This window comes from Chitinophaga sp. 30R24, from assembly GCF_049056765.1.
In the GTDB taxonomy this organism is placed as follows: domain Bacteria; phylum Bacteroidota; class Bacteroidia; order Chitinophagales; family Chitinophagaceae; genus Chitinophaga.
Map to the genome: position 1 here is coordinate 117420 of NZ_JBJGXX010000004.1, position 14512 is coordinate 131931.

General features: G+C 43.6%; 8 protein-coding genes and 1 tRNA gene. 8 read left to right on the forward strand and 1 reads right to left on the reverse strand.

Going from position 1 to position 14512, the window contains the following annotated elements; all coding sequences use genetic code 11:
- The first annotated feature begins 105 nt into the window (after positions 1 to 105).
- From ACDQ55_RS12485 to ACDQ55_RS12515, 7 genes are all read left to right on the forward strand, one after another.
- The gene (locus ACDQ55_RS12485; protein WP_420981731.1) at positions 106 to 1392 is read left to right on the forward strand and encodes a PQQ-dependent sugar dehydrogenase; all 1287 of its coding nucleotides are present in this window, start codon (positions 106 to 108) and stop codon (positions 1390 to 1392) included.
- 9 nt (positions 1393 to 1401) lie between these two features.
- The gene (locus ACDQ55_RS12490) at positions 1402 to 1827 is read left to right on the forward strand and encodes a c-type cytochrome (protein WP_420981732.1); all 426 of its coding nucleotides are present in this window, start codon (positions 1402 to 1404) and stop codon (positions 1825 to 1827) included.
- Between the two features lie 287 nt (positions 1828 to 2114).
- On the forward strand, positions 2115 to 2639 hold the full coding sequence (locus tag ACDQ55_RS12495; RefSeq protein ID WP_420981733.1) for a hypothetical protein: 525 nt from the start codon (positions 2115 to 2117) through the stop codon (positions 2637 to 2639).
- 473 nt (positions 2640 to 3112) lie between these two features.
- On the forward strand, positions 3113 to 8467 hold the full coding sequence (locus ACDQ55_RS12500; RefSeq protein WP_420981734.1) for an Ig-like domain-containing protein: 5355 nt from the start codon (positions 3113 to 3115) through the stop codon (positions 8465 to 8467).
- A gap of 4 nt (positions 8468 to 8471) precedes the next feature.
- Entirely contained in the window at positions 8472 to 9485 is a 1014-nt protein-coding gene (locus tag ACDQ55_RS12505) for a PorP/SprF family type IX secretion system membrane protein (RefSeq protein WP_420981735.1), read from the forward strand.
- Between the two features lie 71 nt (positions 9486 to 9556).
- Entirely contained in the window at positions 9557 to 11362 is a 1806-nt protein-coding gene (locus ACDQ55_RS12510; protein ID WP_420981736.1) for an OmpA family protein, read from the forward strand.
- Between the two features lie 141 nt (positions 11363 to 11503).
- Positions 11504 to 12406 carry a metallophosphoesterase family protein gene (locus tag ACDQ55_RS12515; protein ID WP_420981737.1) on the forward strand — a complete coding sequence of 301 codons (903 nt, stop codon included), beginning with the start codon at positions 11504 to 11506 and terminating at the stop codon, positions 12404 to 12406.
- 459 nt (positions 12407 to 12865) lie between these two features.
- Here ACDQ55_RS12515 and ACDQ55_RS12520 read toward each other — a convergent pair.
- A tRNA-Asp gene (locus tag ACDQ55_RS12520) sits at positions 12866 to 12939 on the reverse strand.
- 175 nt (positions 12940 to 13114) lie between these two features.
- On the opposite strand from ACDQ55_RS12520, the gene ACDQ55_RS12525 reads away from it, so the two are divergent.
- Positions 13115 to 14512, forward strand: a complete 1398-nt coding sequence (locus ACDQ55_RS12525; RefSeq protein ID WP_420981738.1) for an ATP-binding protein — start codon at positions 13115 to 13117, stop codon at positions 14510 to 14512.

Consider the following 14512-nt stretch of genomic DNA (forward strand, 5'->3'; position numbering starts at 1 on the left):
CTTATTAATTACAGATTAAAAAAAACCTTTGTTATTTTTACAGGACAGGTTTGAAACGCCCTTATCAATCATAGGAAATAAATAGCTCATTGAAAACCAAATAGCATGAAAACAAAAATCGTTCTTCTGGGATGCTTGTCTGTGATAGCCCTGTTTACTGAAACATGTTTTGCAGATAATGGTGATAGTGTTATGCTTCGCCATACTGCTGCCGACCCGGATAATGCAGGCCTTAAACTGCCGGCAGGCTTTAAGGCCCAGGCTATAGCCGAAAATCTGGGCCAGGCCCGTCATATTGCCGTTACACCGCTGGGGGAGGTTTACATAAAGGTACAAACTCCAAAACCAGGAAAAGCCATTGCTGTATTGCATCCTAATACAGATGGTAAAACCTATGAGGTAAAAACTTTTGGCACCTACCGTGGCACCGGTATCACTATTAAAGGTAATTACCTATATACCTCTTCCGATGAAGAAGTATACCGCTATCCGTTGAACGATCGATACGAAGTGATCAATCCTGACCAACCCGAAAAAGTAGTGACCGGATTAATTAACCGTCACCAGCACGAAGCCAAAGCCTTAACACTGGACAACGATGGTAACCTGTATGTGAATATCGGCGCTTATTCTAATTCTTGCCAGGTGCAAGACCGGGAAAAAGGTTCCAAAGGTATACCTGGTTGCCCTATACTGGACTCCGCTGCCGGTATCTGGCGGTTCAGGGCAGATAAAGAGAACCAGACTTATGGCGATGGCACCCGTTATGCTACTGGTTTACGTAACGTAATGGGGCTTGATTGGAACAAACAGCTTAATCAGTTGTTTGTAATGCAACATGGGCGGGATGGCTTATACGATATGTTCCCTGAGTATTATTCCCTGCAGGAAGGCAACGAATTACCGGCAGAATGTATGTACGCCCTGAAACAAGGCGATAACGCCGGATGGCCTTATATCTACTATGATGGTATCCAGCATAAGAAGATATTGTCCCCGGAATATGGTGGCGATGGCAAAAAAACTGCTGGTGAAAATGCAATAGATCCCATCGCATCTTTCCCCGCTCATATGGCGCCTAATGGTTTATTGTTTTACACAGGCAGCCAATTCCCGGAGAGATATAAGAATGGAGCATTTATCGCCTTCCATGGTTCCTGGAATAGGCAAAAAGGCCAGAAAGGCTATTTTGTAGTGTTTGTACCATTTAAAGATGGTAAACCAGGTAAATGGGAAGTATTTGCCGATAATTTCGCAGGTATAGAAAATATACAATCGCCAAGCCAGGCGCAGCACCGCCCTTGCGGACTCGCACAAGGCCCTGATGGCGCGCTGTACGTAACAGACGACGTGAAAGGCACTGTGTATAAAATAACCTACAGTGGTAAATAATTGTATTGTATGAAAAAATGGATGTTGACCGGTGTTGTATTGGTGGCAACACTTTCTTTTTTATCTGCCCAAACAAAAAAGCCCGCAACAAAACCTGGTATCAGCCAGTCGGTAGCCAGGGGGAAAAAAGTATATGAGCAGTATTGTCTTACTTGTCATCAGGTAGATGGTGGCGGTGTGCCACATATGAACCCGCCGTTGATCAAAACTTCCTATGTGCTAGGAGATAAGGCTGTTCTGGCGCAGATCGTTTTAAAAGGCATGCAGGCGTCTGTGCCGATCGACGACGAATATTATTCCAATAATATGCCGCCGCATAGTTTCCTGAAAGACCAGGAGATTGCAGACGTACTCACGTTTATCCGTAATAACTTTGGCAATAAAGCCACTGCGGTTACGCCAGATGAGGTGAAAGCTGTACGGGCCAAACAGTAAACGTACTACTATATTTTTAAAAGAGAAGAGGGTGTATCAAAAGTATGATACACCCTCTCTTTATTCGGGTACCTGATGGGGACAGGCGGTCGTTTAAGCGATACTCAGAGACTCCATTTATTTTTTATACATCCTCTTTTTGCTAACCTACAACTGTTACCGGGGAGCCAATTATTTTCATGAAGTGGTGGGAAAGGTAATCACTCCAGGAATGGGTGTAGGTAGAAATGTCTATTATCTTTGTTTGGATAGTTAATACCTTGTTCTATCAATTTTGTCTGATACCTATGAAACGAGTTATTTTATTGCTGTTGATCAATTGTTATTGTTTTTCCTGTATTCGTCCTACTGCTTCTAAAGGTCGTATAGCAGATTTTAAAACCCTTGATACCACATTGAATTTTGCCGGTATGTGGGTAAATGAAACGTATGTGGATATGATCCGGCATACGCGTTTCCCCCGGCATTTTGAAGCATGGGATATGTTGAGTTGTTTTATTGTTCCTGGAAGAACGTTGCAAGCATCCAGTATGATCTATGGTTTTCATGACGGTGTACCATTTGTGGTCGTAAAAGATGGAAGCCGGTACAAGACATACGATCCACAACTGACTGTTTGCATGGATAGCTTTGTGTTGATTTCATCCCACCGCATTAAAATAAGCCGGCAATATTTCGTTCGGCTGCCCCATTATAATAGTTCATTGAGCGACCAGGGTATCTTAGAGGAGTTGCTTTTTCATGGCCGGTATCAATCAGCTAATGGAGGAGATGTGGTTTTTGAGGATAAAGCAATAGTACAATTGCCTTGAACAGCGAGTGAAAATATACTGTGATGCCATATGATAATGTATTAAAGGGCTGATGAGGAGTTGCTCCTGTCAGCCCTTTTTAATGGGTGGTATGGCGGACGAATGTTTATATCATAATTAATTTCTTGGTTAACAAACAATTCACTACTAAGATATGCGTCCTGAGCGCAGTGTATTTACGTAGTGGATTCGGTACTGAAATATATTTTACTCCTTGTGAAGAATGAATGAATACCTATAACGGTTGTAGTGCGGCCAATAATGTAAATCAATATAACCTCTCTGCCTGATAGTATAATTTATACTTAGTGTATAGTAATATAATCAATAAAAGTTGTTATTTAATTTATATGTTTAATAAAAATAATATTTACTAAAAAATAAATGTCATAATATAATGATTTGTTAATCTTTTCCACGCAATTCCTTAACAGTAGCCTGATAGCTTTACACCTCAACTTATATCGATACCTATGTATAGATTTTTTACCCTTATATCTATTCTTTTCTGCTTCTTTTCAGCGCAGGCACAATTCAAAGGACTGGTTGTAAATGAGTTTTCGCAGGGTTCTGGTGGAACCGGCGAATACTTTGAGTTTGTGGTGGTTGGTACAAGAACATGTACTGAAAGCACTGCAGACCTGCGGGGCTGGATCTTTGATGACCAGAATGGCTGGTACGGAGGCTCCGGTACAGGCATTGCCCAGGGGCATATGCGATTTACCACCAGTAATGTCTGGAAGGACGTGCCTTTTGGCTCTATTATCGTAGTGTACAATAAAAATGACAAAAACGCTACGATAAGTGCTACGCTTCCCGATGACCCTACCGATGCGAATGGAGATAACGTGTATGTTATTCCGATTGGTACCGGTAATGCAACGGTAGATGCATTGATTGAACACAATAAGTCGCTACCGACTTCCCCTTCTTCCCCTACTTATGCCTATGCTACTACGGGATATGCTACCATATCTGGTACTACGCCATGGGAAACTTCTTTAGGATTGAGTAATAGCGGAGATGCCGTTATTATTACGAACCCGAATGTAAGTTCGTCGACTCCGTTTTTTTCTATTGTTTTTGGATTCACGCCGGGCGCAGGTTTTCAAACACCTACTGTCTTATTAGGTGCAGTAGCTGCAAGTAAATGTGCTTATCTAAATGACGATAAATATGATGTAAAGGCCAGCTGGCAAGTAGCCAGTGTACCCGCTGGGGAAACTCCAGGAAAAGGTAACTCTGTTGCCAACCAGGCATGGATAGATGCTATGAGAACGCCTGTTACGGCTTCAGTACTCCCTATTGACGGCTTAACTTCAGTATGTGTAGGATCTACCATTACCCTGTCTGACGCCACGGCCGGTGGTACCTGGAGTAGTAATGATAATACTATAGCCAGTATTGATCCCGTTTCGGGAGTGGTTACCGGTAAAAATCCAGGTACGGTTACGATCAGCTATACTACCAGTGGGGCATGTTCTGCTACGGCTACTACAATGATTACAGTAGTAGCAGTTCCGCAGATAACCCCAGCAGCGACTGTAGACATCTGTGAGGGAGCTACTACCGCTTCAATTAGCTACACGGCTACAGGAAGCCCTACAAAATATAGCATTACCTGGGATGCGGCAGCCATTGCAGCCGGATTTACCAATGTGGTGAATGTTGCATTGCCGGCTTCTCCTACTAGCGTAACAGTACCTGCCGGTGCAATAGTAGGTTCATATACGGCGCTTATCACTGTAAGCAATAGTACTTGTTCCGGAAGCGCCAATACCACTGTTGTTATCAACCCGGCGCCTACAGTAGGGCCTATTGGTGGTCCGGCTACAGTTTGTAAGGATGCTTCTATCATTCTGAGTACGGCGACTGTTGGCGGAACCTGGAGCAGCAATGCTGACGCAACTGCTACTGTAAATAGCAGCACTGGTGAGGTGACTGGTGTGGCGGAAGGTACAGCGACGATTACTTATACGCTTACCAATAGCTGTGGTACCGCTTCCCAAGACTATACGGTTACTGTAAATGATGTACCGGTAATAAGTCCTATCGCCGGACCTACAACTGTTTGTAAAGATGCTACTATTACTTTGTCTGATATTACTATCGGCGGAACCTGGAGCAGCAATGCTGACGCAATTGCTACTGTGAATAGTAGCACAGGTGAGGTGACTGGTGTGGCGGAAGGTACAGCGACGATTACTTATACGCTTACCAATAGTTGTGGTACTGCTTCCCAAGACTATACGGTTACTGTAAATGATGTACCGGTAATAAGTCCTATCGCCGGACCTACAACTGTTTGTAAAGATGCTACTATTACTTTGTCTGATATTACTATCGGCGGAACCTGGAGCAGCAATGCTGACGCAATTGCTACTGTGAATAGTAGCACAGGTGAGGTGACTGGTGTGGCGGAAGGTACAGCGACGATTACTTATACGCTTACCAATAGTTGTGGTACTGCTTCCCAAGACTATACGGTTACAGTAAATGATGTACCGGTAGTAAGTTCTATCGCCGGACCTACAGCTGTTTGTAAAGATGCTACCATTACGTTGTCTGATGTTACTATCGGCGGAACCTGGAGCAGCAATGCTGATGCAATTGCTACTGTGAATAGCAGCACAGGTGAAGTAACTGGTGTGTCAGCAGGTACAGCGACGATTATTTATGAAATAAGCAATGATTGTGGCAGTACACAGGTGACTAGAGATATCACTGTAAACGAGGTACCGGTGGTCGCTGATATTACCGGACCAGATAATGTTTGTGTAGGAAGCTTTATTACCCTGGCCAATATTACTCCGGATGGTACCTGGAGCAGCAGCGATATTAATATTGCTACTGTGGATGTTACTACCGGTAAAGTAACAGGAGTAACTACAGGTTCAGCAACAATTAGCTATACAGTAAGCAATGATTGTGGCGATGTAACTAAAACATATGATATTACAGTAGGTGCTGAAGTAGTAGTAGCGCCTATTGATGGTGTTAGTGAGGTTTGTAAAGATGCTATAATAGCTTTGAACGATGCCACCTTAGGTGGTGTATGGAGCAGCAGCGATAATACAATTGCTACAGTAGACGGTACAACCGGTGAAGTAACCGGTGTATCAGTAGGTACAGTAACCATTACTTATACAGTTACTAATGGTTGTGGCAGTACCTCAGTAAGTACTACTATCACGGTAAATGATGTGCCAGTAGTAAGTCCTATTGGCGGTGCTAGTGAGGTTTGTAAAGGAGCTACAATAACATTGAACGATGCAACCTTAGGTGGTGTATGGAGCAGCAGTGATAATACAATTGCTACAGTAGACGGTACAACTGGTGAAGTAACTGGTGTGTCAGTAGGTACGGTAACCATTACTTATACAGTTACTAACGGTTGTGGCAATACCCCAGTAAGTACTACTATCACGGTAAATGATGTGCCAGTGGTAAGTCCTATTGGCGGTGCTAATGCAGTTTGTAAAGATGCTACAATAACCTTGAACGATGCAACCTTAGGTGGTGTATGGAGCAGCAGCGATAATACAATTGCTACTGTAAACGGTACAACCGGTGAAGTAACCGGTGTATCAGTAGGTACAGTAACCATTACTTATACAGTTACTAACGGTTGTGGCAATACCTCAGTAAGTACTACTATCACGGTAAATGATGTGCCAGTGGTAAGTCCTATTGGTGGTGCTAATGCAGTTTGTAAAGATGCTACAATAACATTGAACGATGCAACCTTAGGTGGTGTATGGAGCAGCAGCGATAATACGATTGCTACTGTAAACGGTACAACCGGTGAAGTAACCGGTGTATCAGTAGGTACAGTAACCATTACTTATACAGTTACTAACGGTTGTGGCAGTACGCCAGTAAGTGCTACTATCACGGTAAATGATGTGCCAGTGGTAAGCCCTATTGGCGGTGCTAATGCAGTTTGTAAAGGTGCTACAATAGCTTTGAATGATGCAACCTTAGGTGGTGTATGGAGCAGCAGTGATAATACAATTGCTACTGTAGACGCTACAACCGGTGAAGTAGCCGGTGTATCGGTAGGTACAGTAACCATTACTTATACAGTTACTAACGGTTGTGGCAATACGCCGGTAAGTACTACTATCACGGTAAATGATGTGCCGGTGGTAAGTCCTATTGGCGGTGCCAGTGCAGTTTGTAAAGGTGCTACAATAACCTTGAACGATGCTACAGTAGGTGGTGTATGGAGCAGCAGCGATAATACGATTGCTACTGTAAACGGTACAACCGGTGAAGTAACCGGTGTATCAGTAGGTACAGTAACCATTACTTATACAGTTACTAATGGTTGTGGCAGTACGCCAGTAAGTACTACGATCACGGTAAATGATGTGCCAGTGGTAAGTCCTATTGGCGGCGCCAGTGCAGTTTGTAAGGGAGCCAATATTACCTTGAACGATGCTACAATAGGTGGTGTATGGAGCAGCAGTGATAATACGATTGCTACTGTAAACGGTACAACCGGTGAAGTAACCGGTGTATCAGTAGGTACAGTAACCATTACTTATACAGTTACTAACGGTTGTGGAAGTACGCCAGTAAGTACTACGATCACGGTAAATGATGTGCCAGTAGTAAGTCCTATTGGCGGTGCTAATGCAGTTTGTAAAGGTGCTACAATAACCTTGAACGATGCTACAATAGGTGGTGTATGGAGCAGCAGCGATAATACGATTGCTACTGTAAACAGCAGCACAGGTGTAGTGATGGGTGTGGCTACTGGAACTGTTACGATTACTTATACAGTTACTAATGGTTGTGGCAGTGCATTCAGAACCACGTTAGTGACTGTAAATGATTTGCCAGTGGTAGGTAATATCACAGGTAACAATGCGCTTTGCAAGAACACTACTACTCCACTCAGTAACGCTACAGCGGGTGGTGTTTGGAGCAGTAGCAATACAGCTATTGCCATAGTAGACGCTAGTACAGGTCTTGTAACAGGTGTTGCAGCAGGTAGTGCTACAATTATTTATACTGTTACCAACAGCTGTGGTGACGCGTTTGTAAGTCACCTCATAACAGTTAATGATATACCAGTGATAGCACCTATTACAGGCGCATCTGTTATCTGTAAAAATGCAAGTACTTCATTATCGAATGCTACTGCAGGCGGTGTTTGGAGCAGCAGTAATCCGGCGATAGCTACAGTAGATGCTACCGGCGTAGTAACTGGAAACGCGAAAGGCAGTGTGGTGATTACTTATACTGTTACCACAAGTGGTTGTACCAATACAGCGCAAGTGACAGTGAACGTAGATGATTTTAATGTGAAGTTAACCAGCACAGAGCCATTGATCGCTGGTAAGCCAATTAACCTGCAAACCAGTTCAGACGAAGCTTATACGGTATCGTCATGGCAGCCTGGCGCATTATTCCCTAACCAAACTGCAAAAGAACAAACATTCACTCCTATCCAGGCTACTAATATTATAGTAAGGGTAGAAGCAATGTCTGCTGCGGGATGTGAGGCTACAGCCATGTTGTCGCTCAATATATTGCCTAACAATAACGATTTCTATATTCCGAACGCTTTCACGCCTAATGGAGATGGAAAGAATGATGTGTTCAAAGCATATGGTTCTGCCATCCAATCTGTAGAACTGAAAGTATTCTCGCAATGGGGTGAGGTAATGTATGAAGGCAGCGGGAATAGCGTAAGGGGCTGGGATGGTACTTATAAAGGCCGCCAGCAGCCAGTAGGCGTGTACGTGTACACCGTAAGAGCCATCATGGCCGATGGAACAGTGGTTAACCAAAAGGGATCTGTCAACTTAATTCGTTAAAAACATGAAAAGAAATATAGTAATAGCTTTTTTAATTGGAATATTGGGTGGAGTGGTAACAACACAGGTGCATGCACAGGTAGATCCGCATTTCTCACAATATTATATTTATCCCATGGGGTTAAACCCTGGCCTTACCGGGGCGATGGATGGAGATTACCGGGTAAGCGCTATTTACAGAAGCCAATGGGGAAATGTGAGTAGTCCTTATTCCACAGTAGGGGTTTCGGCAGATATGACCACCGGCAGTAATCTGAACCTGGGCGTGAATATATTCAACCAGAAAGCAGGTAATGGCGGCTATAATTATCTGAATGGTTATTTCACACTGGCTTATACCGGTGTGAAATTTGGCCCGGAGGGCTACCAACGGTTAGCATTCGGATTACAGGGTGGTTTGCTGAGCCGTCGTTTTGATCCTGCTAAATTTCAATTTGGAGAACAGTGGATGCCAGGTACCGGATATAGCCCCGGTACCCCATCCGGAGAAACATTTGAACGTAGCAGTTCCAGTGTATTTGATGCCGGCTTTGGTATTGCTTATTACGATGGTACGCCAGACAAGCCTGTTAGCGCATTTGGTGGTGTATCGGCTTTTCACTTAACACAACCGAAAGACCCTTTCCTGAAAGATGGCCAGAAAGGTACCTTGCCTATCCGTTACAGTGCACATTTAGGTGTGCGCATTGCAATGACAGACGCAGTTTCATTGGTACCTAACGGTATTTATACTGTTCAGGGTAATTCACAGGAGAAAATGTTGGGCGCCTACCTGCAGATGATGGTAAATGAGAATGCAGACCTGATGCTGGGAGGAAACTGGCGCATGCAGGATGCTATTTCACCTTTTGTGGGGGTATATATCAAAGGGATGACCATTGGCTTGAGCTATGACACAAACATCTCTAAATTGGGTAAGTCTGCCAATAATGTGAATAGCTTTGAGTTGTCGTTGTCATTTGTTGGAAAGCGGCATAATAGTATCCGTACGGATTATTTTAAATGTCCGCGGTTTTAATGATACCGTAGCGAAGTTTTAAAAGGCATTTGATTACCATTTGGTGATTGTTACCATTCTTATTTAAAGAAATGAAAAAGAGTTATTTACCTATACCTTTTATAAAAATAACCTTGTTTGCTGCGATCATGCTTACAGGGACCGCTGTACAGGCGCAATCGCGGCAACTAGTGTTGCAGCAGGCAGATGATTTGTACGAGCAAAAGGAATATTATGCTGCGGCGCAGGTATATGAAAAGTACCTGACCGCCCTGCCTGGCGCCACCAATGTATATGCAGCGCCATTCTCGGTAAAGAAAATAAAGAAGAAAAGTACTGCCGTACAAAGCACCCACCAGGAAGCCATGTACAAACTGGCGGAAAGCTATCGCTTATGTCATCATTATAAGGCTGCAGCAACATGGTACGAAAAAGCCATTGCTATAGGAGAAGGGATTCCTTATAATCATTACTGGTATGGCGTAGCGCTGCGGGCTAACCAACAACTGGATGCTGCTGAAAATGAGTTTAATATCTTCCTGAAAAATTATACTACTGCGGATAAATATACCACAGATGCACAAAGAGAACTGGAGAATATCCGGTTTATCCGTGAGCAACTGCAGGAGAAGGCGGGCCAGGCATCTCTGGTGAAGCCATTAATAGCAGGGGAAGGAGTTTTAACAACAGCCAGCGCCCTGTCCTGGCAGGATGCAGACAGTATTACTTTTACCGGGGTAATGCACGAAGGAAAAATGTATAATAACCGGTTATACCGGGCAAGTATACACGAAGATAAGCTGCAAGGCATTTCCCTGTTTAAACTGGAAGAAGGCGTAACAGACCAGGAAGCTGCTTCTGCTTACACGCCGGATGGCCGGTTCTTATTTTTTACCCGTTGGCAGGTGAAGAAGGGAAAGGAAATAGCCGCTATTTATAGAAGTGAACGCATTGCCGGCGCCTGGTCCAAGCCCGTAAAGTTGGATGCTGCCGTTAATGTAGAAGGTTATAATGCTTTGCAACCATTTGTTACTGCAGATGGTGGGCATTTGCTGTTCGCCTCCGATCAGCCAGGAGGATATGGTAGTTATGATCTGTGGGTAACCACGTTAGACGCAAATGGTGTACCTGCTAAAGCGCTGAATATGGGGGCTATTATTAACACGGCATCCGACGAGTTTTCACCATTTTACCATAGCCGTACAGGTCAATTGGTATTTGCTTCCAATGGAAGAACAGGTATGGGTGGCTTGGATTTGTACAAGAGCCAGGGTGACTTTAAGCAATGGCAACAACCGGAAAATATGGGCTATCCGGTAAACTCTACTAAAGACGATCTGTATTTCATCGGCCGTGAGCAGAAAGATTTGCTGGAGCAAGCCTATATCAGTTCTGATAGGGCTTCGGATTGCTGTCTGGAATTATTTGCAGTGAATATACCTACTGTGAAAAAAGAAGTGCCGTCAGCACCGGTTCCAGTTCCAGTACAGATAGAAGCACTGCCACCTGCTCCTGTTGCTGAGGTTGTTGAAAAGGATACTTCCTGGTTTATCCACTTCGATTTTGATAAAGCTGCTTTGCGCCCGTCTGCTTTGGAAGAGCTGGATGCCCTGGCAGCCGTGCTCCAGAAAGATACCACATTACGTGTAGAGATCTGGGGCCATACCGATGGTAAAGGAACAGATGTATATAACCTGCATCTGGCCAATATGCGGGCAAATGCCTGTATCCAATACCTGATATCGAAACGAGGAATAAAGAGTAACCGTATCACAGGACACTCAATGGGTAAATCGATGCCGGTAGCAACAGAAATGGGCGCCAATGGAATTGATATTCCGCAGGCACGCGAAATGAACCGAAGAGTAGAATGCAGGGTCGTTGGGATTAAACAATAGATGGGAAATATATAAAAAGTAAAAGCCAGGTTCAGTGTAGCCTGGCTTTTACTTTTGTGGGCGAGTTTTATTCTTAATAAGATAATAATATAGCCCCCTGTTATATATCTCTAACTTTGCCCAGCCAACAGCGTTTAACAGATGGAAAGAAGATCACTTATAAAAAGAATGGGTGGCTTGTTATTAGCGCCAGCTATTCCTTATCAACATATTATTACCAAATCAACACCTGTATTAAGGATTGCCCACCTCACAGATATACATTTAAAAGATGAGTGGAATGCGCCGGAGCGTTTGCGCCAATGTTTACACCATGTGCAGCAGCAAAGTCCTAAAGTAGATTTTGTGCTGAATGGTGGAGATATTGTGTTTGATATGAATAAGGAGAATATAGATACAATAAATAACCAATGGAAACTCCTGCATAAGGTAATGAAGGAGGAGTGCAGTTTGCCGGTGCATTATGTATTAGGAAATCACGATATCTGGTGGAATGAAGAGGATAAGCAGCAAGCCTTTTACGGTAAAAAATATGCTTTAGATCAGTTGCAGTTATCCAAACCCTATTACAGTTTTATCAAAAAGGGTTGGAAGTTCATCTGCCTGGATAGTGTACATCTGGATATAGATGATACCTGGTACATTGGTAAATTAGGCGCCGAGCAACTTGATTGGTTGAAGCAGGAACTGGAAAATACCCCTGCGGCAATGCCGGTGTGCGTGTTGTCGCATATACCTATTTTAACGGCAACCCTCATGATCGAAGACGACGTTGTAAATAAATGGGAGATGCTGGGAGGAGATATGCATACTGATACAGCTGCTATTATTCGTTTGTTTTATCAACATCCGAATGTAAAGCTTTGTTTGAGCGGGCATATTCACTTGCGGGACAAAGTAGTGTACAACAACGTAACTTATCTCTGTAATGGAGCGGTAAGCGGCGCCTGGTGGAACGGCAATAAACGCGAAACAGCCCCCGGCTATGGTTTGATTGATCTGTACGCCAATGGTACATTTGAAGAACAGTATGTGAATTATTGATCTATATGCGGAATTAAGAAAGTGGTATAACTTTCAAAGGCCTTCAAGTCGGATGATTTGGAGGCCTTTTATTTTCTATGAAAAGCAAAAACGCACTTAGCGCGGGTTGCTTCAATGCGGTATGTGCCATCTCCATAAATAAAATATAGCTGTCTAAAGCCTATAGGGTCATGTATAGCGATTGTTGGAAAGAGGTAAGGAAGAATTGAATATAATGATGGTCGGAAATTTACAACCAGATTATGCGCACAATGAGTGCTATGTCTAGGCCTGCTTAACGCATTTTTTGCAACAAGCCATAACTAATATTTCCCGATGGAATCGTCTATGATCGTAAAAATGAGGCAATTTGAACCGGGAAAGTTAACTTAGTTTTTGTGCGGATCCCAAATCTGTTGGGTAATACCGGCTCAAATGAAAAAGAGACAAATCATACTAGTGATGATTTGTCTCTTTTTGCGGACCAGACGGGACTCGAACCCGCGACCTCCGCCGTGACAGGGCGGCATTCTAACCAACTGAACTACTGATCCTTCCCGGATGGGGCTGCAAATATAGAATAAAAAAAATGATAATTCCAATTTTTTTACTGCTTGTGTTTAAATGATGCTAACTAGGTGGTGTCTGGTAAGCAATCTACCTGAAATAAATACACTTTTAACCCCAGTGAAAGCTTATATTTGGTAAGCAACTCCTAATGCTTATTTTATGGAACCTATCACTGCCATACAGTTAAAGCAACAGCTCGCACTACAGGAGATACCGCTGGAACAGTTAGATTGGCTGATCAGTCAATCGGAAGAGAAATTTTTGTCGGAAGGGGAAATGTTGTTCAAGGTTGGCGATCCCATTGTTAATACCTTTTTTATTATCAGCGGAAAAATACGTATTGCTGCTTACATCAATGGCCATTATCAGGAAATGATGGAACTGAATGATGGTAGCATTAGTGGTTGGTTACCCTTTTCCCGGATTAAGAATGCTATGGGTAGTGCCACATGCATAAAAGATACCCGGATTTTATCTTGCCCATCTGAAAAGCTTAAAATGGGCATAGAAAAACATTACGAGCTTACAGAAGCGCTGGTGCATATTATGACCAGCAGGGTAAGGGATACAACCGCTATGCAACAACAGAATGAGAAAATGATGGCGCTGGGAAAGCTTTCAGCTGGCATGGCGCATGAGCTGAATAACCCGGTAGCCGCTATTACCCGTAGCTCCGATGCTTTGGTGGAAAATATCCGTAACACACCGGTTATTTTTCAACAGATGGCAGCGCTTTGTTTAACGTCGGAACAGGCAGCCCTGGTAGTAGAGCAATTATTGCGTATGAAGGCCAGTAGACCGGAAATAACGTTAAGCATGTTGGAGCTATCGGATAAAGTTAGTCTGATAGAAGATTGGTTAAACAGTAAAAATATTTCTCAACCAGAAATAGCGGAGGTATTAGCGGAATGTGATGAGCCGATCGATAAGTTAGAAACATTCAGCAGCCAGTTTCCCTCAGATTATCTGGGTGCTATATTTTCCTGGATCAACAGCGCCTGGCAGGCCGGCCGGATGGTGTACGACCTGCAACTGTCTGCCAAGCGGATCTCCGACCTGGTGGCGGCGGTAAAACGTTATACGTATATGGACCAGGCGCCGGATAAACAATTTGTAGATATCCATGATGGTATCCGTAATACCCTGGCAATGATGAACTACCGCCTGCGTAGAGCTAATATTGTATTGGTGGAAAAATTTGATGAGGCTATTCCCAAAATAAAGGCATTGCCAGGAGAACTGAATCAGGTATGGACCAACCTTGTTGATAATGCCATTGATGCCATGGAATTTAATAAGAAGGGTGTCTTGGAAATTGCCACTACAAAAGACCGGCAATGTGTATATGTTACGGTGACAGATGATGGTCCTGGTATTCCGGAAGACATCCGGTCCAGGATATTTGAGCCTTTTTTTACTACTAAGGAAATGGGACAGGGATCGGGCCTGGGGTTGGATGTTGTGGTACAGATCGTACAGCGGCACCGTGGAAGTGTAAAGTTAACGACCGTGCCTGGGAAAACTACTTTTACAGTTGCTATCCCTATAGAAAATTAA

Coding starts and splice junctions, on each gene's coding strand:
- ACDQ55_RS12485 (WP_420981731.1), top strand. CDS start 106: ATGAAAACAAAAATCGTTCTTCTGGGATGCTTGTCTGTGATAGCCCTG.
- ACDQ55_RS12495 (WP_420981733.1), top strand. CDS start 2,115: ATGAAACGAGTTATTTTATTGCTGTTGATCAATTGTTATTGTTTTTCC.
- ACDQ55_RS12510 (WP_420981736.1), top strand. CDS start 9,557: ATGAAAAAGAGTTATTTACCTATACCTTTTATAAAAATAACCTTGTTT.
- ACDQ55_RS12525 (WP_420981738.1), top strand. CDS start 13,115: ATGGAACCTATCACTGCCATACAGTTAAAGCAACAGCTCGCACTACAG.
- ACDQ55_RS12500 (WP_420981734.1), top strand. CDS start 3,113: ATGTATAGATTTTTTACCCTTATATCTATTCTTTTCTGCTTCTTTTCA.
- ACDQ55_RS12505 (WP_420981735.1), top strand. CDS start 8,472: ATGAAAAGAAATATAGTAATAGCTTTTTTAATTGGAATATTGGGTGGA.
- ACDQ55_RS12515 (WP_420981737.1), top strand. CDS start 11,504: ATGGAAAGAAGATCACTTATAAAAAGAATGGGTGGCTTGTTATTAGCG.
- ACDQ55_RS12490 (WP_420981732.1), top strand. CDS start 1,402: ATGAAAAAATGGATGTTGACCGGTGTTGTATTGGTGGCAACACTTTCT.